Annotated in this window: 25 protein-coding genes; 15 read left to right on the top strand and 10 right to left on the bottom strand. The window is 46.3% G+C overall.

Features of this window, described 5'->3' with window-relative positions; genetic code table 11:
* The first annotated feature begins 146 nt into the window (after nucleotides 1–146).
* Together AC3WS5_RS00930 and AC3WS5_RS00925 are read left to right on the top strand one after the other, a co-directional pair.
* Entirely contained in the window at nucleotides 147–845 is a 699-nt protein-coding gene (locus tag AC3WS5_RS00930; RefSeq protein ID WP_492465310.1) for an SDR family NAD(P)-dependent oxidoreductase, read from the top strand.
* A 31-nt stretch (nucleotides 846–876) separates the two neighbouring features.
* A complete protein-coding gene (locus tag AC3WS5_RS00925; RefSeq protein WP_492465309.1) occupies nucleotides 877–2,268 on the top strand; it encodes a BatD family protein in 1,392 nt (463 codons plus the stop codon).
* Nucleotides 2,269–2,405: 137 nt separating this feature from the next.
* On the opposite strand, the gene AC3WS5_RS00920 is transcribed toward AC3WS5_RS00925, so the two are convergent.
* The gene (locus AC3WS5_RS00920) at nucleotides 2,406–2,717 is read right to left on the bottom strand and encodes a c-type cytochrome (protein ID WP_492465308.1); all 312 of its coding nucleotides are present in this window, start codon (nucleotides 2,715–2,717) and stop codon (nucleotides 2,406–2,408) included.
* A 116-nt stretch (nucleotides 2,718–2,833) separates the two neighbouring features.
* On the bottom strand, nucleotides 2,834–4,117 hold the full coding sequence (gene serS / locus AC3WS5_RS00915) for a serine--tRNA ligase (RefSeq protein ID WP_492465307.1): 1,284 nt from the start codon (nucleotides 4,115–4,117) through the stop codon (nucleotides 2,834–2,836).
* Nucleotides 4,118–4,168: 51 nt separating this feature from the next.
* Here serS and AC3WS5_RS00910 point away from each other — a divergent pair, with 51 nt between their 5' ends.
* Together AC3WS5_RS00910 and AC3WS5_RS00905 are read left to right on the top strand one after the other, a co-directional pair.
* Nucleotides 4,169–4,513: a hypothetical protein gene (locus AC3WS5_RS00910; RefSeq protein WP_492465306.1), complete on the top strand. Its 345-nt coding sequence runs from the start codon at nucleotides 4,169–4,171 to the stop codon at nucleotides 4,511–4,513.
* Nucleotides 4,514–4,516: 3 nt separating this feature from the next.
* Entirely contained in the window at nucleotides 4,517–5,212 is a 696-nt protein-coding gene (locus tag AC3WS5_RS00905; protein WP_492465305.1) for a peptidylprolyl isomerase, read from the top strand.
* 301 nt (nucleotides 5,213–5,513) lie between these two features.
* On the opposite strand, the gene AC3WS5_RS00900 is transcribed toward AC3WS5_RS00905, so the two are convergent.
* Complete coding sequence (locus AC3WS5_RS00900) at nucleotides 5,514–5,948, bottom strand: Hsp20/alpha crystallin family protein (RefSeq protein ID WP_492465304.1); 435 nt, start codon at nucleotides 5,946–5,948, stop codon at nucleotides 5,514–5,516.
* A gap of 261 nt (nucleotides 5,949–6,209) precedes the next feature.
* On the bottom strand, nucleotides 6,210–8,681 hold the full coding sequence (locus AC3WS5_RS00895; protein ID WP_492465303.1) for a TonB-dependent receptor: 2,472 nt from the start codon (nucleotides 8,679–8,681) through the stop codon (nucleotides 6,210–6,212).
* 221 nt (nucleotides 8,682–8,902) lie between these two features.
* On the opposite strand from AC3WS5_RS00895, the gene gcvH reads away from it, so the two are divergent.
* The 6 genes from gcvH (at nucleotide 8,903) to AC3WS5_RS00865 (ending at nucleotide 14,454) form a co-directional block, all read left to right on the top strand.
* Entirely contained in the window at nucleotides 8,903–9,280 is a 378-nt protein-coding gene (gcvH, locus tag AC3WS5_RS00890) for a glycine cleavage system protein GcvH (protein ID WP_492465302.1), read from the top strand.
* A gap of 56 nt (nucleotides 9,281–9,336) precedes the next feature.
* Complete coding sequence (locus AC3WS5_RS00885) at nucleotides 9,337–10,386, top strand: COX15/CtaA family protein (RefSeq protein WP_492465301.1); 1,050 nt, start codon at nucleotides 9,337–9,339, stop codon at nucleotides 10,384–10,386.
* A 339-nt stretch (nucleotides 10,387–10,725) separates the two neighbouring features.
* Nucleotides 10,726–11,361: a helix-hairpin-helix domain-containing protein gene (locus AC3WS5_RS00880; RefSeq protein WP_492465300.1), complete on the top strand. Its 636-nt coding sequence runs from the start codon at nucleotides 10,726–10,728 to the stop codon at nucleotides 11,359–11,361.
* A 175-nt stretch (nucleotides 11,362–11,536) separates the two neighbouring features.
* Nucleotides 11,537–13,345, top strand: a complete 1,809-nt coding sequence (gene typA, locus AC3WS5_RS00875; RefSeq protein ID WP_492465299.1) for a translational GTPase TypA — start codon at nucleotides 11,537–11,539, stop codon at nucleotides 13,343–13,345.
* Between the two features lie 271 nt (nucleotides 13,346–13,616).
* Nucleotides 13,617–13,844, top strand: coding sequence for a hypothetical protein (locus tag AC3WS5_RS00870; protein ID WP_492465298.1), 228 nt, complete (start codon nucleotides 13,617–13,619; stop codon nucleotides 13,842–13,844).
* A gap of 37 nt (nucleotides 13,845–13,881) precedes the next feature.
* A complete protein-coding gene (locus AC3WS5_RS00865; protein WP_492465297.1) occupies nucleotides 13,882–14,454 on the top strand; it encodes a hypothetical protein in 573 nt (190 codons plus the stop codon).
* Nucleotides 14,455–14,815: 361 nt separating this feature from the next.
* Here AC3WS5_RS00865 and AC3WS5_RS00860 read toward each other — a convergent pair whose 3' ends face one another.
* From AC3WS5_RS00860 to lpxA, 3 genes are all read right to left on the bottom strand, one after another.
* Nucleotides 14,816–15,226 carry a VanZ family protein gene (locus AC3WS5_RS00860; RefSeq protein WP_492465296.1) on the bottom strand — a complete coding sequence of 137 codons (411 nt, stop codon included), beginning with the start codon at nucleotides 15,224–15,226 and terminating at the stop codon, nucleotides 14,816–14,818.
* A gap of 102 nt (nucleotides 15,227–15,328) precedes the next feature.
* On the bottom strand, nucleotides 15,329–15,949 hold the full coding sequence (locus tag AC3WS5_RS00855; RefSeq protein WP_492465295.1) for an ABC transporter ATP-binding protein: 621 nt from the start codon (nucleotides 15,947–15,949) through the stop codon (nucleotides 15,329–15,331).
* Complete coding sequence (gene lpxA / locus AC3WS5_RS00850) at nucleotides 15,930–16,796, bottom strand: acyl-ACP--UDP-N-acetylglucosamine O-acyltransferase (protein ID WP_492465294.1); 867 nt, start codon at nucleotides 16,794–16,796, stop codon at nucleotides 15,930–15,932. Before lpxA ends, AC3WS5_RS00855 begins: the two co-directional genes overlap by 20 nt.
* 105 nt (nucleotides 16,797–16,901) lie before the next feature.
* On the opposite strand from lpxA, the gene AC3WS5_RS00845 reads away from it, so the two are divergent.
* On the top strand, nucleotides 16,902–17,837 hold the full coding sequence (locus AC3WS5_RS00845; protein WP_492465293.1) for a helix-turn-helix domain-containing protein: 936 nt from the start codon (nucleotides 16,902–16,904) through the stop codon (nucleotides 17,835–17,837).
* 14 nt (nucleotides 17,838–17,851) lie between these two features.
* Here AC3WS5_RS00845 and AC3WS5_RS00840 read toward each other — a convergent pair whose 3' ends face one another.
* Entirely contained in the window at nucleotides 17,852–18,433 is a 582-nt protein-coding gene (locus AC3WS5_RS00840) for a DUF6580 family putative transport protein (RefSeq protein WP_492465292.1), read from the bottom strand.
* 283 nt (nucleotides 18,434–18,716) lie between these two features.
* Here AC3WS5_RS00840 and atpA point away from each other — a divergent pair, with 283 nt between their 5' ends.
* The 4 genes from atpA to AC3WS5_RS00820 all read left to right on the top strand — a co-directional run bounded on the left by atpA (nucleotide 18,717) and on the right by AC3WS5_RS00820 (nucleotide 24,368).
* Nucleotides 18,717–20,297 (top strand): F0F1 ATP synthase subunit alpha, encoded by a 1,581-nt coding sequence (atpA, locus tag AC3WS5_RS00835; RefSeq protein ID WP_492465291.1) that lies wholly within the window; start codon nucleotides 18,717–18,719, stop codon nucleotides 20,295–20,297.
* Nucleotides 20,298–20,405: 108 nt separating this feature from the next.
* Nucleotides 20,406–21,122, top strand: coding sequence for a LytR/AlgR family response regulator transcription factor (locus AC3WS5_RS00830; protein WP_492465290.1), 717 nt, complete (start codon nucleotides 20,406–20,408; stop codon nucleotides 21,120–21,122).
* 21 nt (nucleotides 21,123–21,143) lie between these two features.
* The gene (locus AC3WS5_RS00825) at nucleotides 21,144–23,309 is read left to right on the top strand and encodes a response regulator (protein ID WP_492465289.1); all 2,166 of its coding nucleotides are present in this window, start codon (nucleotides 21,144–21,146) and stop codon (nucleotides 23,307–23,309) included.
* A gap of 456 nt (nucleotides 23,310–23,765) precedes the next feature.
* Nucleotides 23,766–24,368, top strand: a complete 603-nt coding sequence (locus AC3WS5_RS00820; RefSeq protein WP_492465288.1) for a DUF937 domain-containing protein — start codon at nucleotides 23,766–23,768, stop codon at nucleotides 24,366–24,368.
* Nucleotides 24,369–24,431: 63 nt separating this feature from the next.
* On the opposite strand, the gene AC3WS5_RS00815 is transcribed toward AC3WS5_RS00820, so the two are convergent.
* Together AC3WS5_RS00815 and AC3WS5_RS00810 are read right to left on the bottom strand one after the other, a co-directional pair.
* Nucleotides 24,432–25,061, bottom strand: coding sequence for a DUF2911 domain-containing protein (locus AC3WS5_RS00815; RefSeq protein WP_492465287.1), 630 nt, complete (start codon nucleotides 25,059–25,061; stop codon nucleotides 24,432–24,434).
* A 77-nt stretch (nucleotides 25,062–25,138) separates the two neighbouring features.
* Nucleotides 25,139–25,804, bottom strand: a complete 666-nt coding sequence (locus AC3WS5_RS00810; protein ID WP_492465286.1) for an acyl carrier protein phosphodiesterase — start codon at nucleotides 25,802–25,804, stop codon at nucleotides 25,139–25,141.
* Nucleotides 25,805–25,836 lie beyond the last annotated feature (32 nt).

Below are 25,836 nucleotides of genomic sequence, written 5' to 3'. Positions count from 1 at the left end.
TTATTGTTTTACTTCGCATTACGGCTTCGGGGACTGCGTTCTGCAAAAATAAAGGGGCAGACAGGGGTTATACTCCTTCGATTTGATTCGCGGAAAGCTGCCGAACGAAGACTCGTAGCAGATGTAGTTTTTCAATGTAAAAGTATATGAACGTAGTGATTACCGGGGCATCCCGCGGAATAGGATTCGCTGTGGCAGAGGTATTTGCTGAACATGGTCACCCTTTGATTCTGACCTCATTGAACGAATTCCGGCTTTATAAGGCCGTAGAGAAATTACAGGCAGTCTATAGCGGAATCGAGATACATGCGAAGCCCTGCGATTTGTCCATCGCGCAGGAGGCGCAGGATTTCGGGCAATGGTGTCTTCAGTTTGGGACACCCGCCGTACTTGTAAATAACGCTGGTGTATTTGAACCGGGTGAGATTGGGAATGAACCGGCCGGCGTGTTGGAGAGCCAGATGGCCAGCAATCTTTATAGTGCTTACCACCTCACAAGGTCTTTATTGCCTTCTCTGAAGAGTAAAGGTGAGGGGCATATCTTCAACATTTGCTCGGTGGCCTCCCTCAAGGCATATCCGGGAGGCGGTGCATATAGCATCAGTAAACATGCGCTGTATGGCTTTTCCAGGAATCTGCGTCATGAGCTGAGATCACTTGGCATTAAAGTAACGGCCGTTTTACCGGGCGCAGTGAAGACCGACTCGTGGAGCGATTTTGATAACCGGGACCATCGGATCATGGAAGCTTCGGATATTGCAAAACTGGTTTACACGTTCACCCTGCTCTCTCCCGCAGCTTGTGTAGAGGATATTGTTGTAAGACCCCAACTGGGCGATTTGTAAAAATTTCATATTTTGTTTTGATATCAGCAACATGAAGCCAATATCCCTATTTTTTGTTCTGATGATCCTGTTCCCGGCTTTTGGTCAGGATAGAAATACCGAGCTCGACCGGCGATTGAAGAATAGTATTTTTCTGGAGGTGGCCGTCAATAAGACAAAATGCTATATTGGCGAACCAATCATTGCGACCTACAAGCTCTATTCCAGCGTGGAAGCCGTTTCCCAGGTAGTAAAAAACCCCGCTTTCAGTGGTTTCCAGGTTCGCGACCTTGTCAGACCGGCGGATAAGTCCAAAGGTCGTGAGATTATTGATGGGGTAAATTTCGATGTGCATATCATCCGGAAACTGCAACTGACACCGGTGGAACAGGGTGTGCTAAGGCTTGATCCCCTGGTGATGTCGAACAAGATCCGGCTGGTGGATTCGCAGGGGAACAAGATCTCTTTGCTGAACGGGATAGCTGGAGACTTTTCTTCGCAAAATGGAAACTATGGGTTGAACATTTCGTCAGTTCCCATAGACGTGGAAGTACTCCCCGCACCAGCTTCATCGAAGGTTCCGACTTACGAAGGTGCAACCGGAAGTTTTAGTATGAATATCCGGGTTTCAAAAGATAGATTTCAGCCGGATGAGGAAGGTATGCTGACCATCACCGTTGTAGGGAAGGGGAACTTTGATCAAGTGGCGCTTCCGCAGATCGAATGGCCCGCAGGAATTAAAGTGTTCCCGGCGAAAACCGGCGGAAACTATACCAAAGGGGATTCAAACAGCAGCGGGTATAAAGTGTTTGGCATTGTCTTCACTGGCAGCAAGCCGGGAGCATACACGCTGATGCCTGTAAAGTTCTCCTATTTCGATGAAAATATGCGCCGGTTTAATACCATAACATACAAGCCCCTTACTTTTTATATCGATGAACCGACCTCTGCAGCTCAGACCGGCATTGACCATGTGCTGGGGAACGACCAGAACAGAATTGCGCTGCTGGCAGGCGCAGCCGTCGTGGCGGGGCTGCTGCTCATACTTCTTCTGATCCGGAGAAAAAAGGAGCGCCCGGTTAGAAGGCGGGTATCGTCAGTAAATGAAACACCGCTTCCGGCAAAACCTGGGGTACAGCCGGTAGAAAATTATCTTAAGTCCGCCACAGATAGCCTGCATCAAAAGGGAAATCTTTTTTTCAATCAACTAAAACAAGGGGTGATCCATTTTTTCGAGGATAGATATGAACTTCCGGCAGCACTGTTCAACAGAAGTTCCCTTCAGAAAGTGATGAATGACGACGGCCGGAACTCCGGCCTGCAGCAGGATGTATTAAATCTGCTGACTGAAATTGAAATGAATATTTACAGTGGGGGCGGACTTGATGCGAACCGCGCCAGGTTGCTGGACAAAACCACTCAGCTTCTGAGACAACTTCAATAGTAGCGATTATCACTGGTTGGTGATTTTCTAGGAAAACAAGAAGAAAATTAAAGATCGGGCGAAAGGCATATTGCTCCCCCTTTCCAGCGGAACGGAATTTTCTTTCTGCTTTAATTCTATTTTGTGCCTGGGTAGACCTACTGTTTTGCAATGGAATTTACGTAGGCAGAGACCTCCGCAATTTGTTGTTTAGAAAGTTTAGCCTTCTGAACCATAACCGCCAGGGTTGGACGTACATGTTCATAGCTATGTGTGCTCACAAAGTGCGTCTTAGCCGTATGACATTTGGTACACTGATTGGTAAAAATTACTTCGCCTGCGGTAATAGCCTCATGGCTGGTGCTGGCCGTAGCAGGGATCAACGCATTCGTGGCTGAGGGTGAAGCTTTCGGAGCACAGGCTACCAGCACACTGCCTGCTACAAGGGCGGAAAGTAATACTTTCTTCATTTGTTTGTTTTTTAGGTTGTCGATTCAGTAAAAATATTTCCGATCGTTAATTTCAAATTTATTCCAAAGATTTTTCAGCACCATCCTTCCGACGCCTCACCATTTCATAAATTTTGTTAATTTGCTTTCGCTTCAATGAGCGTTTTTCCGAAATATGAATGTAACACTTTCGGAAGTAATATTCCCCGTTCTGTTTGATTATTTTCCAATAAACATGCCACAATTCTCGGGAGTGCCAGCGAACTCCCGTTCAGCGAATGCACTAGCCGGGTCTTACCGTTCTCATCCCTGAACCTGGTTTTCATCCGATTTGTCTGAAAACTTTCGAAATTTGAGGTGGAACTAACCTCCAGCCATCGCCCCTGAGCTGCGCTGTAAACTTCAAAATCATAGGTCAGGGCGGAAGCAAATGACATGTCAGCTCCGCATAGCCTGAGGATGCGATAGGGAAGTTCAAGAGATTTCAGCAGTCCCTCCACATGCGCCACCATTTCATCCAGCACCTCGTAACTTTTGTCGGGATGGACGATCTGAACTATTTCAACTTTTTCAAACTGGTGGACCCGGTTCAAACCGCGTACCTCCTTTCCGAAACTGCCAGCTTCACGCCTGAAACAGGGCGAGTAAGCCGTCATTTTAACAGGTAACACATCTTGTTTTAATATTTCATCCCTGTAAATATTGGTAACCGGTACTTCTGAAGTCGGGATCAAATAAAAATTATCCAATGGCATATGGTACATCTGATCTTCTTTGTCGGGCAACTGTCCGGTTCCATAAGCAGAAGCCTCGTTCACCATGAATGGGGGAAGATACTCCGTGTATCCCGCTGCAATATTGTAATCCAGGAAATATTGCACCAGCGATCGCTGTAGCTTTGCGCCCTGGCCTTTATACAGCGGGAATCCGCTGCCGGTGATTTTGGCACCTGTTTCAAAATCTACCAGATCGTATTGTTTGATCAGATCCCAATGAGGTACTGCAGACGGGGCAAGGACGGGCTTCGTACCACCCTCACGTACAACTTCGTTATCCGCAGCGCTATCTCCCCGCGGTACCAGCGATGAAGGCAGGTTCGGCAGCAGTACCAGCTTATCTTGTAAAGCGGTTTCAGTCGTTGCCAGTTGCTCCTGGATCGGTTGAAGTCTCTCCTTCAGTGCTGCTACTTCTTTTTTTAACGAATCACCGGCTTCTTTGCCCCCGGAAGTCATCAGTTTGCCGATTTCCCGCGAAGCGCTATTTACCCTTGATTGGGTATTGTCAAATTCCAACTGCAGTTTTTTCCGCTGGTCATCCAGGTCGATAATTTCATCGACCAGATTCAAATCATTGAAATGTTTTACGGCCAGCCGCTCTTTCACTTCCTGCACATTCTGCCGCAACACCTGTAATTGTAACATTTTAAGAGGTTTTGGGCAAAGATAGGCAGATCATTACCTTATTTTTGTCCCATGTTTATACAAGATGATCTCCAGGCCCGGTGGTGGGCCCTCGAAACCCGGTTGATGAACCGGTTTGGCAAGAAGCCAGACCTGGAAACTGTTCTGTACCTGATCGGGATACAGGAACTTGGGCAGCTTCGACAGGAATTTTCCAAGGAAGAGAAACAGGACCTGATGCATATTGCCGTTTGCAGGGTATTGATGCCCAGTGGTTATTATTTACTGGAAAGAAAAGATGAAGATGGCTGGCCGCATTACAGCCAGCTCAAAGCTATGCCCACGATGAATCCGATAGAGCAGGAGAACTTTCTGAAAGATCATGTCCTGTTGTATTTTGAGGAAAACGATTTTTAAGTCATGAAGATATCGTTCATTTTATTGGCCGTCGCTGTGCTCCTGGTAGGATGCGCACAGCAGAAAAAGGTTAGCTCCCGCGATCTGCGAAAAGATGTCTTGCTGGAGACTTCGATGGGTGAAATTACGGTCCGGCTCAGCGACCTGACACCACGGCACCGCGATAATTTTATCAGGCTGGTCAAAACCCATTATTTTGATGGGTTACTGTTTCACCGGGTCATTAATCATTTTATGATACAGTCTGGCGATCCCGACAGCCGTAATGCACCTCCCGGCAAACCTTTGGGCGATGGTGGGCCGGGATATACCATACCCGCGGAATTCAGAACAGAACTCTTTCATAAAAAAGGAGTGATCGCGGCGGCCAGGGAAGGGGATGATATCAACCCGTCCAAAGCCAGCAGTGCCAGCCAGTTTTACCTGACGCAGGGGAAAGTTTTTACTCAGGCGGGACTTGACTCACTGGAAAGGGGCCGGCTGATGGGCAAAAAGATTCCCGAAAGATATCGTTCGGTGTACACGACCATTGGGGGAGTGCCTCATTTGGATGGCAACTACACCGTCTTTGGGGAAGTGATACAGGGTATCCCGGTTATAGACAGCATCGCTGCGGTACCAACCAGTAAAGGACCCGACAAAGACAGACCGCTGAAAGATGTAAAGGTCATCCGCGCAAGCATGGTTAAACGTAAGTGAAGCCGTTGTTCTGCAAGTCCGGTTGCTGGAAAATTGCACAGGCTCTCCTCCCCGCGGGCAGGCCCCGCCTGGTTTACAGCGGGAATCAGCAAAAGGGATAAAATGTCCATAAAAATTTTCGAGCAAGTTTGTACCACTTGCGATGAACCGCGAAGCGCTCATAAGCGCCAAAATAAATAACAAACAATACTTATAAAATTTTTCAAGGTAAATTCCATGTGACCGCAAAAAATATAAAAATTAACACATGAAACGACAAAAGGTCTCCCCAGGGAGACCTCAATGACAGAGACAGGCCCTCTTAACCTACCTGAATTTCCTTTTTTACTTTAGTTTCTTGCTCGGTTTTTGGGATCGTCAGTGAGAGAATACCTTCTTTGTAAGAAGCAGAAATCGCGTCATCCTTGGCATTTTCAGGCAGCCGGAAGGAGCGCGTGAACGCGTTGAAACTGTATTCACGGCGGCTATACTGTTTTCCGTCACCCTCTTCGGCAGTCTCGCTTTTTGATTCGGCACTGATAGTGAGAATATCATCATCTACATTTACTTTAAAATCCTCTTTCTTGTATCCCGGAACTGCAACTTCGACATTGAAATCCTTGTCGGTCTCCGAAATATTGACTGCGGGAAAAGCGTTTGCTGTTACGGCTTTCCATCTGCCGGGGAACATACTTTCCACATCAAAGAAATCCCTTAACCAGGGGTCTAAACTGGGTCGTTTGATCAGGTTACTCATAAATTCCTCCTTTTTTAAATTTTAAATATTCGATATAAATAAATATTCTCTACAGATACAAGAAAAAAATATGCCATTTCGGTTCCATTCAAAGCCGGTAATCAAAACTGCTGCTCCAGTGCAGGAATGTCAGGAAAGATGTCAAAACAAACAGAAAGATTGTCAAAACAGAAAGGTTGACAGTTTACAACTGCCAACCTTCAACCCCAATTTTACATGCTGTGTAAAATTCAAACTTAACCTTTCACATCAAACCTGAGACTATCGTTGCTGCTGGCCGGGAGTGCCACCACCTCCTCCTGCACGGCCGCTTTCATCTTCAAGACCGGTCTTACGCTGGCGGGCAGATTTAATTTGTGCACTGCCAAAACGGTAACTGAAGTTCAGTCTTACCTGGCGGCTCTCCCAGTTATTCTGTACCCTGGTGTACACGCCCGCGTAAGTGCCATCCCCTTTAAATCGCATGGTCCGGAAAATATCGCTGACAGACGCTTTTATGGTGCCACGGCCATCGAGGATATTTTTCTGCAGGCCCAGATCTACAAATCCCATCGCTTTTCCCTTGAAAACGCCCTCCCATACAAAAGGCGACATATACAGCCCCGTAAGCTCGCCGGTCCAATCTTTTTTCTTCCCGAACTTAATACTGTTCTGTACATAGTATTGCGCGTTGAAGGCATCCCTGTTGATAATTTTCCCGCTTCCAAAATCTGCCTTGTAGTAAGAATAGTTGGCGGTAAGATTATTGAACATGGTAAACGACTTATATGTAAAAGGATAGCTGACGTTGAGGCTGGCCACATCCTGCGTCGCGAGGTTCCTGGTCGTCTGGTACAGCTTGCTGTTCTCCACCGGTTCCAATACCTGGACAAACATCCCCTTCACGTGGCTGTAGTTCAAGCGGGTGGTCAGTTTATATTTGTAAGTGTGACTGATCCCAAAACTGTTGGTGTACTGGGGGGTCAGTTCGGTGTTTCCTTTGCCATAGGTGTAGTCATTCAGCTTGAATTCAAACGGGTTCAGGTTTTCATAGCGCGGCCGGTCGATGCGACGGCTGTAACTGATGCTGATCTGATTAGCGGGGTTTTTATTGTATGAAAGAGAAGCACTTGGGAAAAGATCTGTATAACTCTTTTTCATGCTGGAATCATACTTCAGGTACTGACCGGAAGCAGGATTATATTTTTCGCCGGTTGATCTGCCTTCCGAATGAGTGTTTTCTCCTCTTAACCCCACCTGCAGAACCCAGCTTTTGAAAGGCCTGTTATAGTTAACGTAAAGCGCATTGATGTTTTCAGAATAGTCAAAATGGTTACTCCGGTCCCTGTCATAAATGTCAGATTGATTGATGACGCTGTATCGCTTGAAGTCATTATTTGTTTCCACGACACCCGCTTTCCCTCCGAAGCCAAGTTTGCCTTTCCACAATTTCTGTTCATAATCAGCTTTGATTGAATAGATATTGATCGCACTTGGGGCAATCATTCGGTAATTGTTGCTGAAGAGTTCAGTTGTCCCGTCGGAACTGTAGTAAACATTCGGGACGTACTGATTGGATTTGTTGTTGAAATTCCCGTAATCCAGGTCCAGGTTCAGTTCCCTGCCACTGGTGTCGGCGTAACGGTAATTCAGGTTTGCATTCAGGTTTTCCCTGTTGAAATGCGCGTCGGTATTGGTCTTCAGGATTCGATAGACTGCCCCGGTTGATTTGGGTGAAATGGTCATAGGCCCATTGATATCCAGTTCTCCATCGTTGAAATTACCATTGACCATAAATCCGGCTGTATTTTTTGAATTGATGAAATAATCCATCCCGGCTTTATAATTATGGCTGGAACGCAGGTTTTTCATTTGCTGGGACTGATAAAAAAGGCTGTCGGCCTGGTCGCGGAAAATTGTCTGGTTGCTATAGAACAACCCATTGAAATAATTGTAATTTCCAAAGACATTGACTTTTTTGTTTCGGTGATTCAATGACAGTCCGCCGTTGTACCGCCCATAGACGCCAATATTGTAACCTGCATTCACGGATCCGTTTGTACCGATCGATTTATCTTTTTTGAGCCTGATATTTATAATACCGGCGTTTCCCGACGCTTCATATTTTGCAGATGGATTGGTGATCAGCTCGATCGCTTCTACATTGGAGGAGGATAATGACTTCAGGTAATTGGCCAGGTCGGCGCCCTTTAGCGGCGAGGGCTTTCCATCGATATAGATCTCCACGCCATTTTTCCCCGACATGCTGATGTTATCATCCTTATCGACCAGTACGCCGGGTGAGCGTCTCAGCAGTTCCAGGGCGTCATTACCCGTGGCGTTGATCGTGCCTTCGACGTTGACGATCATTTTATCGGCCATGACTTCCACCAATGGCTTTTTGGTGGTTACAGTCACGTTTTCCAGTTGAGTACCCGCTTTCTCCAATAGCAGATCGGGTACTTTAGTACTTCCGGATTCCACTTTAACCGGCTTCGAAAAGCTTTTGGAATAGCCTACGCTGCTGGTGCTGATCAGGTAGTTTCCCGAAGGGATCCCTTCGAAGGAATAGGCGCCTGTCTGATCGGTAGCGTTCATCTTCACGACAGAGGAGTCTTTCGCTTGGAGAAGTAATACGGTCGCCGATGCAATGGGTTTGTGCTCGGCGTCTTTTACATATCCCGAAATATTTCCTGCGTTAACCTGATGCAACCATGTTGTCAGAATAAAGAAGGCAGATAAAAATGTTTTCATAAATAAATAGTATTCCAGATTGTTGTGGAGCCAAAGCTAGTCCTGGTCGGCATTTTGGGGAAGTCCGCACCGCCAAACGGAAATATATCACCGATGAATGGCGGTTTTGATCTGGCCAACCAGTGGTGGCAAATGCTCGTTCTCTTCGGGTTCGGCGAAAAAATTTTGACGATAGGGAAATATTTAATTCCTTTACTTCCTGTTTTATCTAAATTGATTTTATGAGTTATCCGGAAAAATTGCGTTACACAAAAGATCACGAATGGATCAGGCTTGAAGGCGACACTGCTGTAATTGGAATAACAGATTTTGCCCAGCGCGAATTGGGCGATATCGTTTATGTGGAGGTGGAGACTATTGGAAAAGTCCTCGCGGCGGGAGAAGTATTTGGTACCGTAGAGGCGGTAAAGACGGTATCCGACCTCTACCTGCCGGTTAGTGGTGTGATTCAGGAGCTGAATCCGGCACTGACAAACGGACCGGAACTCGTTAACACAGATCCGTATGGCGAGGGCTGGATGATCAAGATGAAAGTGGATAACCCGGCCGACGTGGATAGCCTGATGGATGCTGCATCTTACGAGGCTATGGTTGGATGATCCTGTTAAATTCAGGTTATGCTTCTCCAATCCGGGCTATTAACTAATTTCGCCGGATGACATTAATCAGAAAGAACAGATCTGTAGCCATCTGGTTATTCATCGGGGCGTTCATGATTATGATTCAGGTGCTGATAGGTGGGGTCACCCGCCTGACAGGTTCTGGTTTGTCGATCACGGAATGGCAGCCGATCCTGGGTACATTGCCGCCTTTAAATGAGGCAGCCTGGCTGCGGGCCTTTGAAAAGTACCAACAGATTGCCCAGTACAAGTATATTCACAATTACTTCACGCTATCTGATTTCAAGTTTATCTATTTCTGGGAATGGTTTCACCGGAATTGGGCCAGGTTGATGGGACTGGTATTTCTGGTACCGTTTATTTATTTCCTGTTTAAAGGCAAAATCAATCGCGGCATGTTTTGGCCGATGTTGATATTATTCCTGCTGGGAGGCCTGCAGGGCGCAATCGGCTGGATCATGGTCCGGAGTGGTATCGGCACAGACCTGGTCTATGTGAGCCCGGTCAGACTGGCGATACATTTTATGGCGGCCCTGATATTGCTGGTGTATATTATTTGGTTTGCACTCAAGATCTCGGTGTCTGAGGGGGAACGGACCTATGCCCCTGCGCTCTTTAGGTTTACCCTGATAATCCTGACCGTACTGGCCCTTCAGCTCATTTACGGCGCACTGATGGCCGGTTCCCATGCGGGCAAAGCTGCTGTTACCTGGCCGTCGATAAACGGGACCTACTTCCCCGCACTTATAACCGGAAGCGAGTGGGAAGGAATTTTCTACGAACCCGTTGCCGTGCAGTTTATCCATCGCAACCTGGCTTACCTCCTGTTTATTTTGATCGTGGTGTATACCGTGGCGTTGTATGCTCAGCCCAGAAACGAACGCCTTTATAAGCTCAGGAACCTGCCGTTGGCGCTGGTATTTGTACAGATCATTTTGGGAGTTATCACCCTGGTCAATTACCTTGGGTCACATATGATCTGGCTTAGCCTGTTGCACCAGTTATTCGGAATGTTGCTACTGGTAAGCCTCGTGCTGACGGCCTACTTTTGCCGCGGAAGAAAATATTCGGGATCATTTCGTTGATGAAATGACCCCAGGCCCCGGTTTTTTGGGACAAATTCCTCGCTTACATTCGGCGGTCACTATTTCAATTCTCTCCGCATTGACATGCCACCGCAGCCCCCTGGCCGCCAATCCCGGCACTATGAGTCCCGTGCGGAACGCCGAATTCAGACCCAAGTATTTCACACTTTAATAATATAGATATGATCCTTTTGTGATGCGATAGTCATATCTTTGCGAATTATCATATATCTTATAGATATGGATATTTCAGGATACCGGAGAAACACTTACCAGGATAGGGTATCCGATCCCCGCATCTGCGGGAGGTATATTTAAAAAACTATTAGAACCTTACAAATGAAAGAAATTAAGTTTTCGCTGCCACTGGAAGCGCTGGGCGAAGCCGAATCGGCACAGTTACTGGGAGATTTCAACAATTGGGACCAGACAAAGGCTGTGGACCTGATCGAAGTAGAAGAAGGTTTACTTCAGGCTACGATACAATTGGAAGAAGGTAACACATACGAATATCGCTACCTGCTGAGTGACGGTAGGTGGATTAACGACGAGGCTGCACAGGGGTATGCTTACAAAGAGGATTTTCAAATTGAGAACTCTGTGATCACCGTGCCTGCTGAACCTAAATCCAAGCCATCGCGTGCCGGCAAGGCGACGAAAAAGGCGACTGAAGCAAAATCAAAAAAGGGAAAGATAAAAACAGCAGAAAAAGAATCTGCAGGTAAAAAAGATAAGCTTACCCGGATTGAAGGGGTAGGTCCAAAAATTGAGAAGCTTCTGGAAGCTGAAAATATCCTGAGTTTTTCTGACCTGTCAAAAACTCCGGTCAAGAAACTAAAATCCATCCTGGCCGCGGCAGGTCCAAAATTCAATGTGCATGACCCCGCAAGCTGGCCGAAACAGGCCAGGCTGGCGGCTGACAACAAATGGGAAAAGCTGGCAAAGCTTCAAGAAACGCTTAAAGGCGGGAGGTAACGTTAAATTTTGGTGAGAATCAACCTGCATGATCTGGCTTGGACTCTCATTTTCAGGCAGTAAGGGCGGAGACCTTGTGTTCCTGTCGGGTTAACCTGTGAAAAAGTAGTACCAGATTTGGTGACGCTACGGAATTGGCGTAACTTTGCGCCTCCCAAAAAAGTAAATCAACTGAATGAATTTAAGGAATATCGCAATTATAGCCCACGTTGACCACGGGAAAACCACACTCGTAGATAAGATTCTGTATGCCGCCCGCGTTTTCAGGGATAACCAGGAAACGGGAGAGCTGATTATGGATAATAATGATCTGGAAAGAGAAAGAGGGATTACAATTTTCAGTAAAAATGCGTCGGTAACCTATAAAGATACGAAAATCAATGTAATAGATACGCCCGGCCACGCCGATTTTGGAGGCGAGGTTGAGCGTGTGCTAAAAATGGCAGACGGCGTTATTTTGTTGGTCGATGCCTTTGAAGGGCCTATGCCGCAGACCCGTTTTGTGTTGCAGAAAGCGCTGCAACTGAACCTGAGGCCCATCGTGGTCATTAATAAGGTGGACAAACCCAACTGCCGCCCTGAGGAAGTGCATGATGCGGTTTTTGACCTTTTCTTTAACCTGGGCGCAACTGAAGAGCAGTTGGATTTCCCCACTTTTTACGGGTCGGGGAAGCAGGGTTGGTTTAACGACTCTCTTACGCCGTCTGAAAATATCCACCCCCTGCTCGATGGCATATTGAAATTTGTGCCACCGCCCATGGTGCAGGAGGGTAATCTGCAAATGCAGATCACTTCACTGGATTATTCCTCTTTTTTGGGCCGGATCGCGATCGGGAAAGTGAGTCGTGGCATGCTGAAGGAAAATCAGCAGGTTGCACTGGTAGGTGCGGAAGGAAAGATCAGCAAGATTCGCGTAAAGGAATTGTATGTATTCGAAGGGATGGGTAAGAAGAAGGTGACGGAGGTATGGGCGGGAGACCTTTGCGCGGTGGTAGGCATTGAGGACTTCAACATAGGTGACACCATTGCCGATGTTGAAAACCCGGAGGCGCTTCCGCAGATCAATGTGGATGAACCCACCATGAATATGCTTTTCAGCATTAATAATTCTCCATTTTTTGGAAAAGACGGCAAATTTGTCACCAGTCGGCAGCTCAGGAACCGGCTTATGAAGGAGACAGAAAAAAATCTCGCCCTTCGGGTTGAAGAGACCGAAGGTGGTGATAGCTTTTTGGTTTACGGGCGTGGTATTCTCCATCTGGGAATATTGATTGAAACCATGCGGCGGGAAGGGTACGAACTGACTGTAGGACAGCCTCAGGTTATTGTAAAAGAGGAAAACGGACATAAATATGAGCCTTATGAAAACCTGGTTGTGGATGTACCGGAAGCCTTTGCCAGTAAAGTGATTGATCTGGTAACACGCCGGAAGGGTGAGTTGATGGTCATGGAGACTAAGGGAGATCTGCAACACCTGGAATTTGAAATTCCTTCCCGCGGGTTAATCGGGCTGAGGACGCAGGTTCTGACAGCAACCACCGGCGAAGCTGTGATGGCCCATCGCTTTACTGATTACCAGCTGTGGAAGGGTCAGATACCCGGCAGGAACAATGGGGTATTGATCGCTAAAAGTCAGGGTAGGACAACCGCTTATTCGATTGATAAGTTACAGGACCGCGGTACATTCTTTGTCAATCCGGGAGAGGAAGTGTATGCAGGGCAGATCCTGGCAGAACATATTAAACCCGGGGATCTGGTAGTAAATGCTATTGAGGAAAAAAAACTCACAAACCACCGGGCCAGCGGTGCAGATGACGCAGCCAGGATTGCTCCCAAGACCGTCATGAGCCTGGAGGAATGCATGGAATACATTGAACAGGACGAGAGTATTGAGGTAACGCCGAATTTTATACGGATGCGGAAGGTAATCCTGGATGAACTCGAAAGAACACGCGAGGCAAAGAGAGTTGCGATGGCCGTTTGATGGATACCTGCCAGACTCGATAAAGCGTGCAGATTTTCAGTCTTTGGGCGCTTAATAAATAAGTATCCCCGATCCGTGTTGAGTTCCGTTTGGGGAGAGTTTTTTACCTATGAAAACCGGCCTTGTGAGCAAGGTTGAGTCCCTGGTAGTTTTCAGATCGGAAACAGTTGCGTTTTAGCGGACTTCTTTTTCGAGTCGTTCATGCGCATTTCACATTAAAATAACGAACGAAAGTCTTGGTGTTGGTACAAAAATTGCGTATATTCATAAAATGAAATCCTGGTTCCGGCTTTTGTTTTTGTTTCTTTTAGTTGTTTTGGCAACCTGGGAAACGAATGCTCAGTGTTCTGTGTGCACAAAAACGGCCCAGCAATTGGGAGATGGTCCGGCTGCCGGAATGAATTCAGGTATTATTTACCTAGCTTTTGTACCGCTGGCAATTGTTGGGTATATCAGTTTCAGATGGTGGCAGAGTGAGAAAGCGAAGCGGGAAGAATAAGTTTTCGTCGTTTTTTTTCATCCAAAATCATAATTGAATGTTAGAACAGATTGCGCAATTGGTCCAGCAATTCGGCCAAAAACAAGTTGTGGAAAACCCCGAAGTCCCCAATGAATTGAATAACCAGGTCATGGAAGAGGCAACCCATACGATTACTGGTGGGTTTCAGAACGCGTTATCCTCCGGAAACCTGCAGGGAGTTATGAGTTTATTCGGAGGCGGAGGTGGTTCCGGACTTTTGAGTCATCCATTAGTGGGTGGATTGGTCGAAAAGCTGACGGGAAACCTGGTCAGTAAATTTAATCTGAGCCCCGAAGCCGCTGGTAGTGTCTCTTCGAACCTGATCCCCGGCGTGCTGGAGAATATGTCCCAGCGAACGATTAGCGACAAACCTGAGGATGCTTCTTTTAATCTGAATAATCTGGTTTCTTCTTTAACAGGAGGTGGCAGTGCAGGCTCGGGAGGAATCGATTTTCAGGAAATGCTACATAAATTCACCGGGGGAGGAGAAGGAGTCTCTGATGCAGTAGCAGGCGAAGTAGGCCGTCAAAGCAGTGAACAACAGAAATCCGGCGGGTTAACAGATCTCATCAGCGGATTCTTTAAATAATTTTACTGATAAGACCATTTGGCATGATTTGTGCTGATTTTTAATTGTAGTTCTTAAAATAAATGGCTGATTCCCTGAGTGATGCGAACTGTTGAATTAGTTTTTTCTTAACAATTAAGTTAAAACAATGGCAGGGGATTTGCGTTTAAGTTAGAAGAACAATTTTACAAAAGATAGTCAATTTTCTCATAAGCAGTTAGTTTTGGTTGCGACCCCTGTTTCTACAGGGGTCTATCTTTATATACAAGTGCCTGTTGCGCTGTCTCTTTTCAACGTTTCGTCCTGATTTATTTTGAAAGGAAACAACGAGTTAGCCAGGTTGCTCTTGGGTTTCTCTCCCGATTTTCATTTGTTGGTTTTGTCAGTGCTTTTCCCGGTCCCTGGGTCTTAGGTACTTTCTCAGGCTTAGGTATAAGCCGATCAGGCTTCCCACGGCATCAGCCGCGACATCCCATAGGTCGAAGGAGCGGTTTGGAATAAAATCCCTTTGCACAAATTCAATGCTTAGTCCGTAAATAATACCGGCAGCGAGCAGCGTCAGAACCAGAATCCATGTGCGTCCGGCGGTCATTTTTCCCTTGACCCCAACAATTGCCCGGAAAAACAGCCAGACCAGTACGGCGAACAGAAAAACGTGAACCAGTTTATCCACGTGCAACCCGTCCATCCAGCTTACTTTGGGCAGATCGGACCCGGGAAGCGTAAATAAAATAATCGTAATCAAAAGCCAGCCAAGGGCGGGAATAAAACGGGAAAAGTATTTTCTTGTCATTCAAAGGACGTTTTTAAGTAGTTAAAGAGCCAGGGGATCAATTTCCGTTCCCGAAAGCGGATTTAGCGGTTACTTGGGGGAAAGAAATGGTTAAAATCACGACTAAGATTTATAATGCATAATATTGATGATCTCGTTACAGAATTGGTATTCGGTCTCATCGTTGCTACTGACTACAGTCAGTCGGTGAGCACAGTAATTCCCGATCAGTTTATTATATAGTTCGATGCCTTCGGTATCCAGATTGGTGCAGGGTTCATCCAACAGCACTACCGGTGTATCGGAGAAGATTCCCTGAGCCAGCTTCACCCTTTGTTTCATTCCGCTTGAATACTGTCCAATTCTTTTGGACGAAGCTTTCTGCAGACCAATTTCAGCAATAATTTCCTCGATGCCCATCCCCGGAAGGAAGGGCTTGAAAGATTGATGGAAAGCCAGGAATTCAGTGAGTGTCATTTCCTCCACCAGTTCCAGGTACGGGGCGCAGAGAGAGATTCTGGTATAGACTTCAGTTTCGCGGAGTTTTTCATTGTTTTCAGTCCAGGTACAACGACCCTCGTTCAGCATCAGCGCTCCACTCAACACCTGGAGCAGCGTGCTTTTACCGGATCCGTTGGCTCCGGTGATTGCATAGGAACGGCCTGATTCAAGCGCAAGGTTAACTTGCCGGAATATCCATTCCCGGTTGAATCGTTTTCCGGCGTTATCCAAGAATATCCTCATCCCCGTTGGATTTACTGTATCTCTTGATAATTCCGCGGGTACTTTCCTGTATAAAGGTGAGGATCTCGTCTCTTTCATCTGATGCAGGGATTTCTTCTTCAATATAAAGCACCGCCTGCGTAACATTCATTCCGCGGTTGTAGATAATGCGGTAAATATCCAGGATATGATTGATCTTTTCAATCGTGTAGCCCCTCCTTTTCAGGCCGATTGAATTCACGCCCCCGTAACTTAGGGGTTGCCTGGCTGCTTTGATAAATGGTGGGACGTCCTTGCTCACGAGCGATCCCCCGCTGATAAAGGCATGGGACCCTACTTTCACGAACTGATGCACAGCGCACACCCCGCCGAAAGCTACATAATCGCCCAGGATTACATGGCCGGCAATTTGGGTGCTGTTGCTGAGCGTGCAATAATTGCCTATGATGCAATCGTGTCCGATATGGCTATAAGCCAGGATCCAACAACCATTTCCCACTACGGTTTTCATCCGGTCACTGGTACCGCGGTGAATGGTCACAAATTCCCGGATTACGCAATCATCACCAATTTCAACGGTTGTTTTTTCTCCCGCGTATTTTTTATCCTGTGGTTCGGAACCGATTACCGTGCCTGGAAATATTTTACAGTTCTTGCCAATTCTCGTCCCATCCAGAATAGTAACATTTGAACCGATCCAGGTTCCCTCTCCGATGACTACGTCAGGATGAATTACAGTAAATGGGTCAATTTTCACATTAGTGGCCACCCTTGCATTGGGGTGGATATAGGCGTTGAAATGTATCATTAAACTGTCAATCTTACTGAAAAGTGATTTGTTGCCTGCAAATTTAAATATTCTGGGCATCCCGCCCCTTTTTTTATTACATTAAGTAGCTGAGGTCAATAGTAGCGTGTGGGTGAGCCTCCGATTCAACCTCATTCGACGAATTTTGTTACTTTTGCAGAAACCATGAAGGAAACTATCTCTATACCATCTTTTGATATCCCGGGAGGAAAAAGAATACCCGGAGCTAAGCCGCTGACCAAGAAAGTATACAGGGTCCCCGGAGCCGTAGATTTTACGATCAAGCGCTTTGGCAGGGAATCCGATCTTGCCTGGGAAGAGTCCGGATTTATCAAATATAGCTGTAAGTCAAAACTTAACAAAGAAGATTCCCTGGAGCTGAAATTTTGCCTGGCCGGGAATATGTATTGCGACCAGCCTGACTGCTCAAAATGCAGTCTTGGACAGGCCCGGCAGTGTGAGAAAAGTGTACCTTCCCTGGATATGTTAAGCGTGTCCTACGGGCCGGATCAGTTTACCCAGTTCTCAAAACATCCGGCAAACGGGACCAAACAGGAACGCACATCCGGCTTTTTTTCAAAAGTCCCCTTTGAAAAGCCGCTTACCCTCTGCTGCAAAACCAGAAATATTGTAGAAGGGTTACTCAACCACAATTATTCCGGAAGTTTTGAAAATATTTATGTAAATGCACAGCTGCAACTACTGTTGCTCTTTAGTATCGAAGATGCGGCGGAAGGATGCACGGAGGAACTGGTACCGGGTAGTTGCCGGTTTCTCGCGAGCGAGGATGGGCGAAAAAAAGTCATGCTGGCGCGCGAATTATTGCTGCAACATATTGGAGAGCCTATAACCATCAAGGATCTGAGTCGCAAAGTGGCCATTAACGAATGCTATCTTAAGAAAGGATTCAGGGAGATGTACGGAACCACCATTTTCGAATTTTATCAGAACCAGCGTATGGCGCACGCCCGGTATCTGCTATATGAGAAAGGTGTAAGTGTGACCGAGGTATCCCAGATGCTGGGATATTCTTCCATTTCTCATTTTAGTACCGCCTTTAAAAAACAAACAGGGCTAAAGCCCTGTGAATTACTGAAGTAAAGTCTTTAATCAGTTTATTTACCCGCAAGTCTTAATACGGGATAATTCCTTTCTGCCAGGGCAAAGATTCCAAATAAAACGCCTGTGTAGAAAAGGTCACCACCGAAACTTCCCAGGAAAAGCTGATTGCTATAGAGATTGTAAAATGGCAATGCTCTCAGGTAGGTCATTCCCAGTGTCAGACCCGGCTCATACATAACCGACCCGGCGGCCATCTGATTGGCTACCCAAACACCAAAATTTGACAGTAACCAGAAAATCGCGGACCCGCTGAGTGAATATCCCAGGACTTTCAAAACACCAGGTTTCCCAAGCGTACTTCCCAGTGCGGTGATCAATATCATGGAGCCGTACACAAAAACCTGGGAAATGCCATAAAATCCAGTTCCACCCAACCCGCTGATGACAAGGTCCGAAAGGAAAAATGCAGCCAGAGGAATCGCAAAGGCTAACCCCTTCCTGCGAATCTGGGCGCCTCCAAACAGCGCGATGGCCACCATAGGTGTGAAATTATACGGGTGAGGCAATATCCTGCTAAGTGCTGCCACGAGAATCATAGCCACCACAATTCCAAATCTTATATTTATTTTTTGCATAATATAAAGTGTATTTAACAAAAAAGCGAAGGTAATTGTATTAGACAAAAATAAAAAAAATCTGGCAACCCTGCCAATAAACCTTCCGCCCGTCGTGAATTCGGGGTGACTCTTTTGATAGTGGGCTAAACTGAAGTTTTTATCGATGTTGAAACGGCTGTTAATTTTGTGAAGCGCGGCCCGTTTTTTTTGTTTTCAAGCTTCGAAGCACTACTTTTGCAGCCTGAAAATACAATGGTTAAAAAACCATTGATTTAACGGGGAATACCAAAAAATAATTTATATGCCAGAAATTAAACCGGATGAGATTAGTGCCATTCTGCGGCAACAATTAAGCAATTTCAATGTTCAGGCGGATTTGGAGGAAATAGGCACTGTTTTGCAGGTAGGTGATGGAATTGCCCGCGTGTATGGCCTCGGAAATGTCCGGTATGGTGAGTTGGTTGAGTTCGACAATGGCGTCAAAGCCATCGCACTGAACCTGGAAGAAGATAATGTTGGGGTAGTATTGATGGGTGAGGGCACTGATATCAAAGAGGGCTCCAAGGTACGCCGCACCGGGCAGATCGCGTCCATCAACGTGGGTGAAGGTTTATCCGGACGTGTGGTTAACACCCTGGGGGAACCCATTGATGGCAAGGGGCCGATTACGGGGGAACTATATGAAATGCCGCTTGAGAGGAAAGCTCCGGGAGTAATTTTCAGGGAACCGGTAAAAGAACCCCTGCAAACGGGGTTAAAAGCCGTAGATGCCATGATTCCCATCGGCCGGGGACAGCGGGAACTGATCATCGGTGACCGCCAGACTGGTAAGACTGCGATCGCTATCGATACAATTATCAATCAAAGAGAATTCTTCGAGGCTGGCAAGCCCGTATATTGTGTATATGTGGCTATTGGCCAGAAAGCATCCAATATTGCGGGTGTTATGAAGACCCTGCAGGATCATGGAGCCATGGAATACACCACGATCGTGGCCGCCTCTGCTTCTGATCCCGCACCCCTTCAGTTTTACGCGCCTTTCGCCGGCGCTTCGATCGGCGAGTATTTCAGGGATACCGGCAGGGCCGCCCTGATTATATTCGATGATCTGTCTAAACAGGCTGTTGCTTACCGGGAAGTTTCTCTGTTGTTGCGCAGGCCACCCGGACGTGAAGCTTATCCCGGAGATGTGTTCTACTTACACAGCCGCCTGCTGGAAAGGGCCGCCAAAATCATCGACAGCGATGAGGTGGCCAAAAAAATGAACGACCTGCCGGATTCGATCAGACACCTGGTAAAAGGAGGAGGTTCGTTAACGGCGCTTCCGATCATTGAAACACAGGCTGGCGACGTATCTGCTTATATCCCCACCAATGTAATTTCGATTACAGATGGTCAGATCTTCCTTGAATCAAGTTTGTTCCTGTCGGGAATACGTCCGGCTATTAACGTAGGTATCTCCGTTAGCCGTGTAGGAGGTAATGCTCAGATCAAATCAATGAAGAAAGTGGCTGGGACACTGAAGCTTGACCAGGCCATGTTCCGGGAGTTGGAGGCATTTTCTAAATTTGGCGGTGACCTGGACGCTGCCACCAAGGCTGTGATCGATAAAGGTGCCCGTAATGTGGAAATCCTGAAGCAGCCTCAATACTCTCCGTATCCCGTGGAAAAGCAGGTAGCCATTATATATCTTGGAACCAATGGGCTGGTTCGCGACGTGCCTGTGGATAGGATCAGGGAATTTGAAGAACATTTCCTTTTGGAAATGGAGAATAAACTGCCGGAAGTGTTGGCAGAATTCAAGAAAGGAAACCTGCCGGAAGATGGGTTGGTGAAACTGCGTGAGCTGGCGAGCTCAATCATTCCACATTATAAGAAATAACATTTATCTGAATCAAAGATTCGATCAAATATTTAAGGAGCTCCACTTGCGGGGCTCTTTTTTTTATTTGTTGTCAAAAATGTTTATATTTAGACTATATTAACGATTATGAAAGCCCTTAGTCCTCCAGTTTGTCTGATCGTCGATGATAGTAAGGTAGCCCGGTTAATGCTTCGGCAGTTATTGGAAAAAATGGGAAATGTAATTATCGCCGGAGAATGCGAAGATGCCCTTTCTGCAAAAAAGTTCCTTGAAACGCAGGCTGTAGACATTTTATTCCTGGATATCGAAATGCCCGAGATCAGCGGTCTGGAATTACTAAGGTTGCTTACGCCCCGCCCCCTCACCATTCTGATCACAGCCAAACAGGGTTATGCAGTTGAAGCTTTTGAGCTGAATGTAGTGGATTACCTGGTAAAGCCGATTTCCCTGTCCAGACTGATGATCTCCCTGCAGCGGGTGATGGAAATCGTTGACAGCAGGGATGTGCGCCTTGGTCAGGAAAATTCAGAGGAAGTGCTGTTTATCAAGGATAGTAAAACAATTCGGAAAATTGATCAAAATGAAATTCTCTGGATGGAGGCGAAAGGCGATTATGTCCGCATCCAGGTTGTATCCGGAAAGAATTTCGTGATTCACGCAAGCTTGAAAAACCTGGAGGAGAAGTTTGATGGCGTTCGGTTTGTGCGGGTGCACCGGAGTTATATTCTTGCCGTAAACAAAATTGATTATATAGAGGACAGCGTGGCTTACGTCCATAACCACGCTATTCCCATTTCTGATACCTACAAGGATGGGTTACTAAAGTCTTTACATTTGTTGTAATCTTCTAAATCCTATCAACCGGTGCAAAAGAAAGATTTCAGTCTTTTCTCTATGATTTTCCTGGCGCTTGCGCTTATGGCGCTGATAGTTATTACGCAGTTGTTTACCAATCAATCGACCAGGAAACTGAATCAAGGAAATCAGGAAGCTGTTGAGACCTTCAGACTAAGCAATAGCAACCGGGAAGTCGTGAACCTGTCCCAAGGCCTGTTTTCGAAACTAAGTAAAACTGATGTGCCTGTCGACAGCATCAGATCTGCGAGGCTGTCAGATTCGGTCATAATACTAGGCTTCAAAGCCAATAATCTTTCGGAAGCAATTGCAAAATCAGGACATCCGCATCTTGCTGATGAGCTCAATCAACTGGTGAGCAGGCAGATTGAACTTTCGCACCAAATCCTCGTAGCGCTTAATAGCGGGAACAAGAGCCGGCAGGCGCTGTTCGCCGATTCCCTCACAAATTCGCGCGTTGATGTACAGATTAATTCGAAATGTCTGGAGGTACAAAGACAGCTTGAGATCAACCTGGAAGAAACCCTGGATTCCAATTCAATATTAGTTGGCAGGCTATCCAATTACAGCCGGATTCTTGCAATTGTGGCCATCATAGCCATTGTGATCATGGCGAATATTATTATCAAGAGGCAATTCCAGCAACAGAAACTAATTGAGAACCTGAAAGAAGCGGAAATGGTAGCCAGGCGAAGTAAAAACGCCAAAGAAGAGTTTTTGGCAAATATGAGTCATGAGTTAAGAACACCCTTAAACTCACTGGTGGGATTTGGTAACTTGCTTAAAGATACCCCGCTGAATCCACAGCAACAGGAATTTGTCAGTATTATCAATTCCAGCAGCTTCAACCTGCTGAATATCGTGAATGACGTCCTGGACCTGTCAAAGATCGAAGCAGGGAAGCTCAGAATAACCAGGGAACCCTTTCAATTATCTGTGTTGCTCAGGAAGCTGGAGTTTTTGTTTTCAGAGGCGCTGATGGAAAAGAACCTGCGGTACGATTGGGAGGTAGAAAAAGATATCCCGGAAACGCTGATCGGGGATTCAAATCGTCTGGAGCAAATACTGGTGAATCTCCTGGGTAATGCCATCAAATTTACCAACCACGGAATGGTTAGCCTGAACGTGGGAATAGTATGGCAGGACGAGGAAAACAAGTGTTTTAAGCTCGGCTTTACCATGAAAGATACCGGCGTAGGAATACCCGCGAGTAAAGTTCCCGTAATCTTTGAGCGTTTTGAGCAATTGGAGGGTACGGCAACACGGTCACATGGCGGGGCCGGATTAGGGCTTACTATTGTGAAAAGCCTGGTTGAGAATATGGGGGGTACGATCTCAGTCTTTAGTGAAGTTGGAGCTGGTTCTGAGTTTCATTTCACTTGCGTGTTTGACAGAGCCGACGCCAGGCCTATAGCCGACATTGACACAGGTTCAATCTCGACGGGCGCAACTTTAAGCGATCTCAGGGTACTTTTAGTGGAAGATAACAAAGCTAACCAGGTCCTCTTAAAACATATACTCAATAAATTCAATCTAAACCTGGCTTTTGCGGAAAATGGACTCTTAGCGCTGCAAATCCTGGAGAAGCAACCGTTTGATCTGATTCTGATGGATATTCAAATGCCCGAAATGGATGGGTACACGGCGATCGGCAAGCTACGCGGAGAAATGAAACTTCAAACACCTGTGATTGCCATGACAGCCTATGTGTCGGAAAATGTAGTGGAAAAATGCCTCAGGGCGGGATTTAACGACTATCTGGCAAAGCCAATTGAGGAACACCTGCTTGTAGAAAAATTGTCAAAATATGCTGTTATGCAGTTGCCACTACCTGTCGGCAGCGATCTCGGATACCTCAACAATCTGCTTGGCGGTGATCAAAATGCGATTCAGGAGATTCTGACGGAGATGAAAACGCAATGGGAAATCGACCGCGCAGATTTTAAAATAGCGGTATCCGCAGGTGATATTAAAGAAATTAAACGTATCTTTCACAGGATGAAATCCACTTTTTCGCCACTTGGGCCCGATCATAAGATTTATGAGCTGATCCAAATGAGTTCCCGAAAGGTGAGCGGTGAAGCTGATGAAGGAGCCGCGCTGGCTGAATCCAGGGAAATGATTGATCAGATAAACACATCGATTAATCCGATTTTAAAAGAGCATTTAGTATGATCGATTATTCGAAAGTGAATGTAAATTAAAAGGTGAACCGGCAAACGGGATTATGTATTCAGCAGATTATTTTTTTGTATCATTTATCATTGCCATTAGGGCGGTAAAAGCCCCCGTATGGGGGTAATCGTGAAAAGTCAGCATTCCCGATTTCGTTCAACTATATTATCCGGTGATTCAGCTTAAAAACTTAGGCACTCATCGAATTTTAAGAAAATGCGTTTTAGCGCTTGCTATTTTTACAACGGTTTAGAGGGCTTAAGAGTGGGCTTCGGGATCTTTCCAGATCAGACGAAAGCCCCTCTTTTTTTAGGTCCTTTTTTCAGGAGACAAACAGCTTCGTTCAATGGTCACCAGCAGGTGAACAGGGGATCAAATCCGGATCCGGTGCGTTGATCAGAGAGAGGTAAACGGGATTTGAATAGTCTGTATTTTGAATAACAGATTTGGAAACACATGGTTCAAAGGATTGAATTCATACGGCAAATATTAAAGGTCATAAATTCCGACGAGGATTTTAACCGGTTTGCGACCGGGTATTTTGGCGAACAGGAGGAGAACATCAAAACGGGTACCCAGATTGTGATCAACGTCATTATCAAGAGTCTGGCCACACATATTCAGGACGATGATAAAGCAAACGAAATTCACCATATGGCCAGGGAGGCCAGGTCAATTTATCTGAATGGCAGGCTGGCGGGATATTTTACGAACACCCAACTTATGGTAAAAGGCGGGGGATATATCTCCGAGCTTTTTGGTAGAAATTTTAATGAGTTAGTAGGGCAGGCAGCCGTTGTTTCATCGCTGAAAGCAGGCACGGTCAATAAACTTTTCGTTCTGCTTACTCCGGTGACACTCTCGGTATTAAACAGGATATTTCACCTTGAGAACAATGAAGGTTCATCGGGATTTGACATGTTCCTTTATTCAGTGGCCTTTAAAATATCCCTGCCTGAAGCGCTGGTACCTTTTTTTCCTGAGGACACCCTTAGAACCCCGAAAAGATTAAAGAAGCAAAAATTCTTTCAGAGGATACTAGTTTTCTTCAACACCTGAAAAGCGGGCATACTATTTTCAAGCTGCAGTAATACGATTATTGAAAACAGATGAGAAGGGCAGCTACGGAATTTTTACAGGTAGCCGGGCAACCAGTTCGCCCCAACCCATGACCAGGTCGGCTCCCTGTCCTGTTTTTTCGAAAACCATCGTAAAGTATTCCAGGAAGGGATTCCCGTCAGTAACCGGAACACGGACGCGAAGAATATCTTTACTTGTGTCGGTCATCAGCCCCCAGGTGTCGATGTTTCCGTTTATCGCGATGGTCCAGTGATCTTCCTCCGGGATACAGTACATCGTATATCTTCCCGGTTCAAACTTCCTGTCCTGGATAAAAACCTGCTGGAAAACGTTTAGTTCGGTTGCTTCATTGGCGCCCAGTCGCCATATTTCCCCGTACTTGAGTAAGCCGTGAAATAGCTTCCTTCCCTGTAAGTGAGGGCGGCTATAAATAACCCGGAGAACTGGAGGTGTTTTTACCTGGCCGGTCATGTGTAATTGCGGGTAATTAGGCGGGAAATAACTCATATCCATTGGTGAAATGTCCAGCGGGTCAAGTGGATTAGGGTTTTGAACCGATGGATAGGCGGGGTGTGTGATAACCAGCGAGTCATTGCCGGGGTTGCCGGCAGGTTTTTGGTTACAGGCAGTTATTACCAGGACGAATAAAATCAAAAAAGCATTTAGCTTCATATGTACCGCATTAATTTGGGAGGCGTACAGGATTGGGTCGCTTCCCAGCGTCCAAGTTAATACCTGTTTCTGTTATTTCAAAAACTTGTTGGCATCTCTCTCAGTTCCTCCCATTTTTCATAAATCCTGGGTCTCGCACTCTCCCAGAATTGCCGGTAGCAAGCATTCAGAAAATCGTAATGTTCTTCAAGAATTCCGATGGCAGGTTCGGCGTCGTCCATATACAACGCTCGCCGGACCACTCCCCGCAGTGCCTTGTGAGTACCGGCGCGGGTGCGGTAGTTAAACAGCCAATTCTGCGAACGCATAAAGTAGAACATGGTTCTAAAGACGGTGGGCATCAGCTCTTCGTATCCGGTCAGGGAACGATAGGTTTCCTGGGAAAACTGATAGAGTCTGTCCCCCGCAAATTCTGCAGGATCGTTAGCCAGGAAGTGGTCATAGATTACATCCACCATCGCACCGCTGTAAAGCCTGTAAGCGCTTCTGAATACGGATTTGGCCTCATGCGTGGCTTCGTGTGTATCTGTGAATGTATCAATAAAACGATGTAATATAATCCCCTTGCGTATCGGCTCGGCATACTGATATTGCCTGTTACCCTTCACAAAATCACTGATCATATTCCCCACCAGAATATTCTTGTCACCAAATGAAAGGTATGCGTGGGCCAGGTAGTTCATTGCCGGAAAATAAATATTGCAGCCCGGCCTGATAATGCCCGGGTCGATCCAGACGGCCATGACGCTAACCAGCAGGATATTTAATACCCCGT

Source organism: Niabella sp. CPT15-335-S11, from assembly GCF_058792415.1.
This window is presented reverse-complemented; position numbering and strand designations above follow the sequence as displayed.

Excerpts from the sequence above, each read along its gene's own strand:
- AC3WS5_RS00930 (WP_492465310.1), top strand. The coding sequence starts at position 147 with ATGAACGTAGTGATTACCGGGGCATCCCGCGGAATAGGATTCGCTGTG.
- AC3WS5_RS00925 (WP_492465309.1), top strand. The coding sequence starts at position 877 with ATGAAGCCAATATCCCTATTTTTTGTTCTGATGATCCTGTTCCCGGCT.
- AC3WS5_RS00920 (WP_492465308.1), bottom strand. The coding sequence starts at position 2,717 with ATGAAGAAAGTATTACTTTCCGCCCTTGTAGCAGGCAGTGTGCTGGTA.
- serS (WP_492465307.1), bottom strand. The coding sequence starts at position 4,117 with ATGTTACAATTACAGGTGTTGCGGCAGAATGTGCAGGAAGTGAAAGAG.
- AC3WS5_RS00910 (WP_492465306.1), top strand. The coding sequence starts at position 4,169 with ATGTTTATACAAGATGATCTCCAGGCCCGGTGGTGGGCCCTCGAAACC.
- AC3WS5_RS00905 (WP_492465305.1), top strand. The coding sequence starts at position 4,517 with ATGAAGATATCGTTCATTTTATTGGCCGTCGCTGTGCTCCTGGTAGGA.
- AC3WS5_RS00900 (WP_492465304.1), bottom strand. The coding sequence starts at position 5,948 with ATGAGTAACCTGATCAAACGACCCAGTTTAGACCCCTGGTTAAGGGAT.
- AC3WS5_RS00895 (WP_492465303.1), bottom strand. The coding sequence starts at position 8,681 with ATGAAAACATTTTTATCTGCCTTCTTTATTCTGACAACATGGTTGCAT.
- gcvH (WP_492465302.1), top strand. The coding sequence starts at position 8,903 with ATGAGTTATCCGGAAAAATTGCGTTACACAAAAGATCACGAATGGATC.
- AC3WS5_RS00885 (WP_492465301.1), top strand. The coding sequence starts at position 9,337 with ATGACATTAATCAGAAAGAACAGATCTGTAGCCATCTGGTTATTCATC.
- AC3WS5_RS00880 (WP_492465300.1), top strand. The coding sequence starts at position 10,726 with ATGAAAGAAATTAAGTTTTCGCTGCCACTGGAAGCGCTGGGCGAAGCC.
- typA (WP_492465299.1), top strand. The coding sequence starts at position 11,537 with ATGAATTTAAGGAATATCGCAATTATAGCCCACGTTGACCACGGGAAA.
- AC3WS5_RS00870 (WP_492465298.1), top strand. The coding sequence starts at position 13,617 with ATGAAATCCTGGTTCCGGCTTTTGTTTTTGTTTCTTTTAGTTGTTTTG.
- AC3WS5_RS00865 (WP_492465297.1), top strand. The coding sequence starts at position 13,882 with ATGTTAGAACAGATTGCGCAATTGGTCCAGCAATTCGGCCAAAAACAA.
- AC3WS5_RS00860 (WP_492465296.1), bottom strand. The coding sequence starts at position 15,226 with ATGACAAGAAAATACTTTTCCCGTTTTATTCCCGCCCTTGGCTGGCTT.
- AC3WS5_RS00855 (WP_492465295.1), bottom strand. The coding sequence starts at position 15,949 with ATGAGGATATTCTTGGATAACGCCGGAAAACGATTCAACCGGGAATGG.
- lpxA (WP_492465294.1), bottom strand. The coding sequence starts at position 16,796 with ATGCCCAGAATATTTAAATTTGCAGGCAACAAATCACTTTTCAGTAAG.
- AC3WS5_RS00845 (WP_492465293.1), top strand. The coding sequence starts at position 16,902 with ATGAAGGAAACTATCTCTATACCATCTTTTGATATCCCGGGAGGAAAA.
- AC3WS5_RS00840 (WP_492465292.1), bottom strand. The coding sequence starts at position 18,433 with ATGCAAAAAATAAATATAAGATTTGGAATTGTGGTGGCTATGATTCTC.
- atpA (WP_492465291.1), top strand. The coding sequence starts at position 18,717 with ATGCCAGAAATTAAACCGGATGAGATTAGTGCCATTCTGCGGCAACAA.
- AC3WS5_RS00830 (WP_492465290.1), top strand. The coding sequence starts at position 20,406 with ATGAAAGCCCTTAGTCCTCCAGTTTGTCTGATCGTCGATGATAGTAAG.
- AC3WS5_RS00820 (WP_492465288.1), top strand. The coding sequence starts at position 23,766 with ATGGTTCAAAGGATTGAATTCATACGGCAAATATTAAAGGTCATAAAT.
- AC3WS5_RS00815 (WP_492465287.1), bottom strand. The coding sequence starts at position 25,061 with ATGAAGCTAAATGCTTTTTTGATTTTATTCGTCCTGGTAATAACTGCC.
- AC3WS5_RS00810 (WP_492465286.1), bottom strand. The coding sequence starts at position 25,804 with ATGGCCGTCTGGATCGACCCGGGCATTATCAGGCCGGGCTGCAATATT.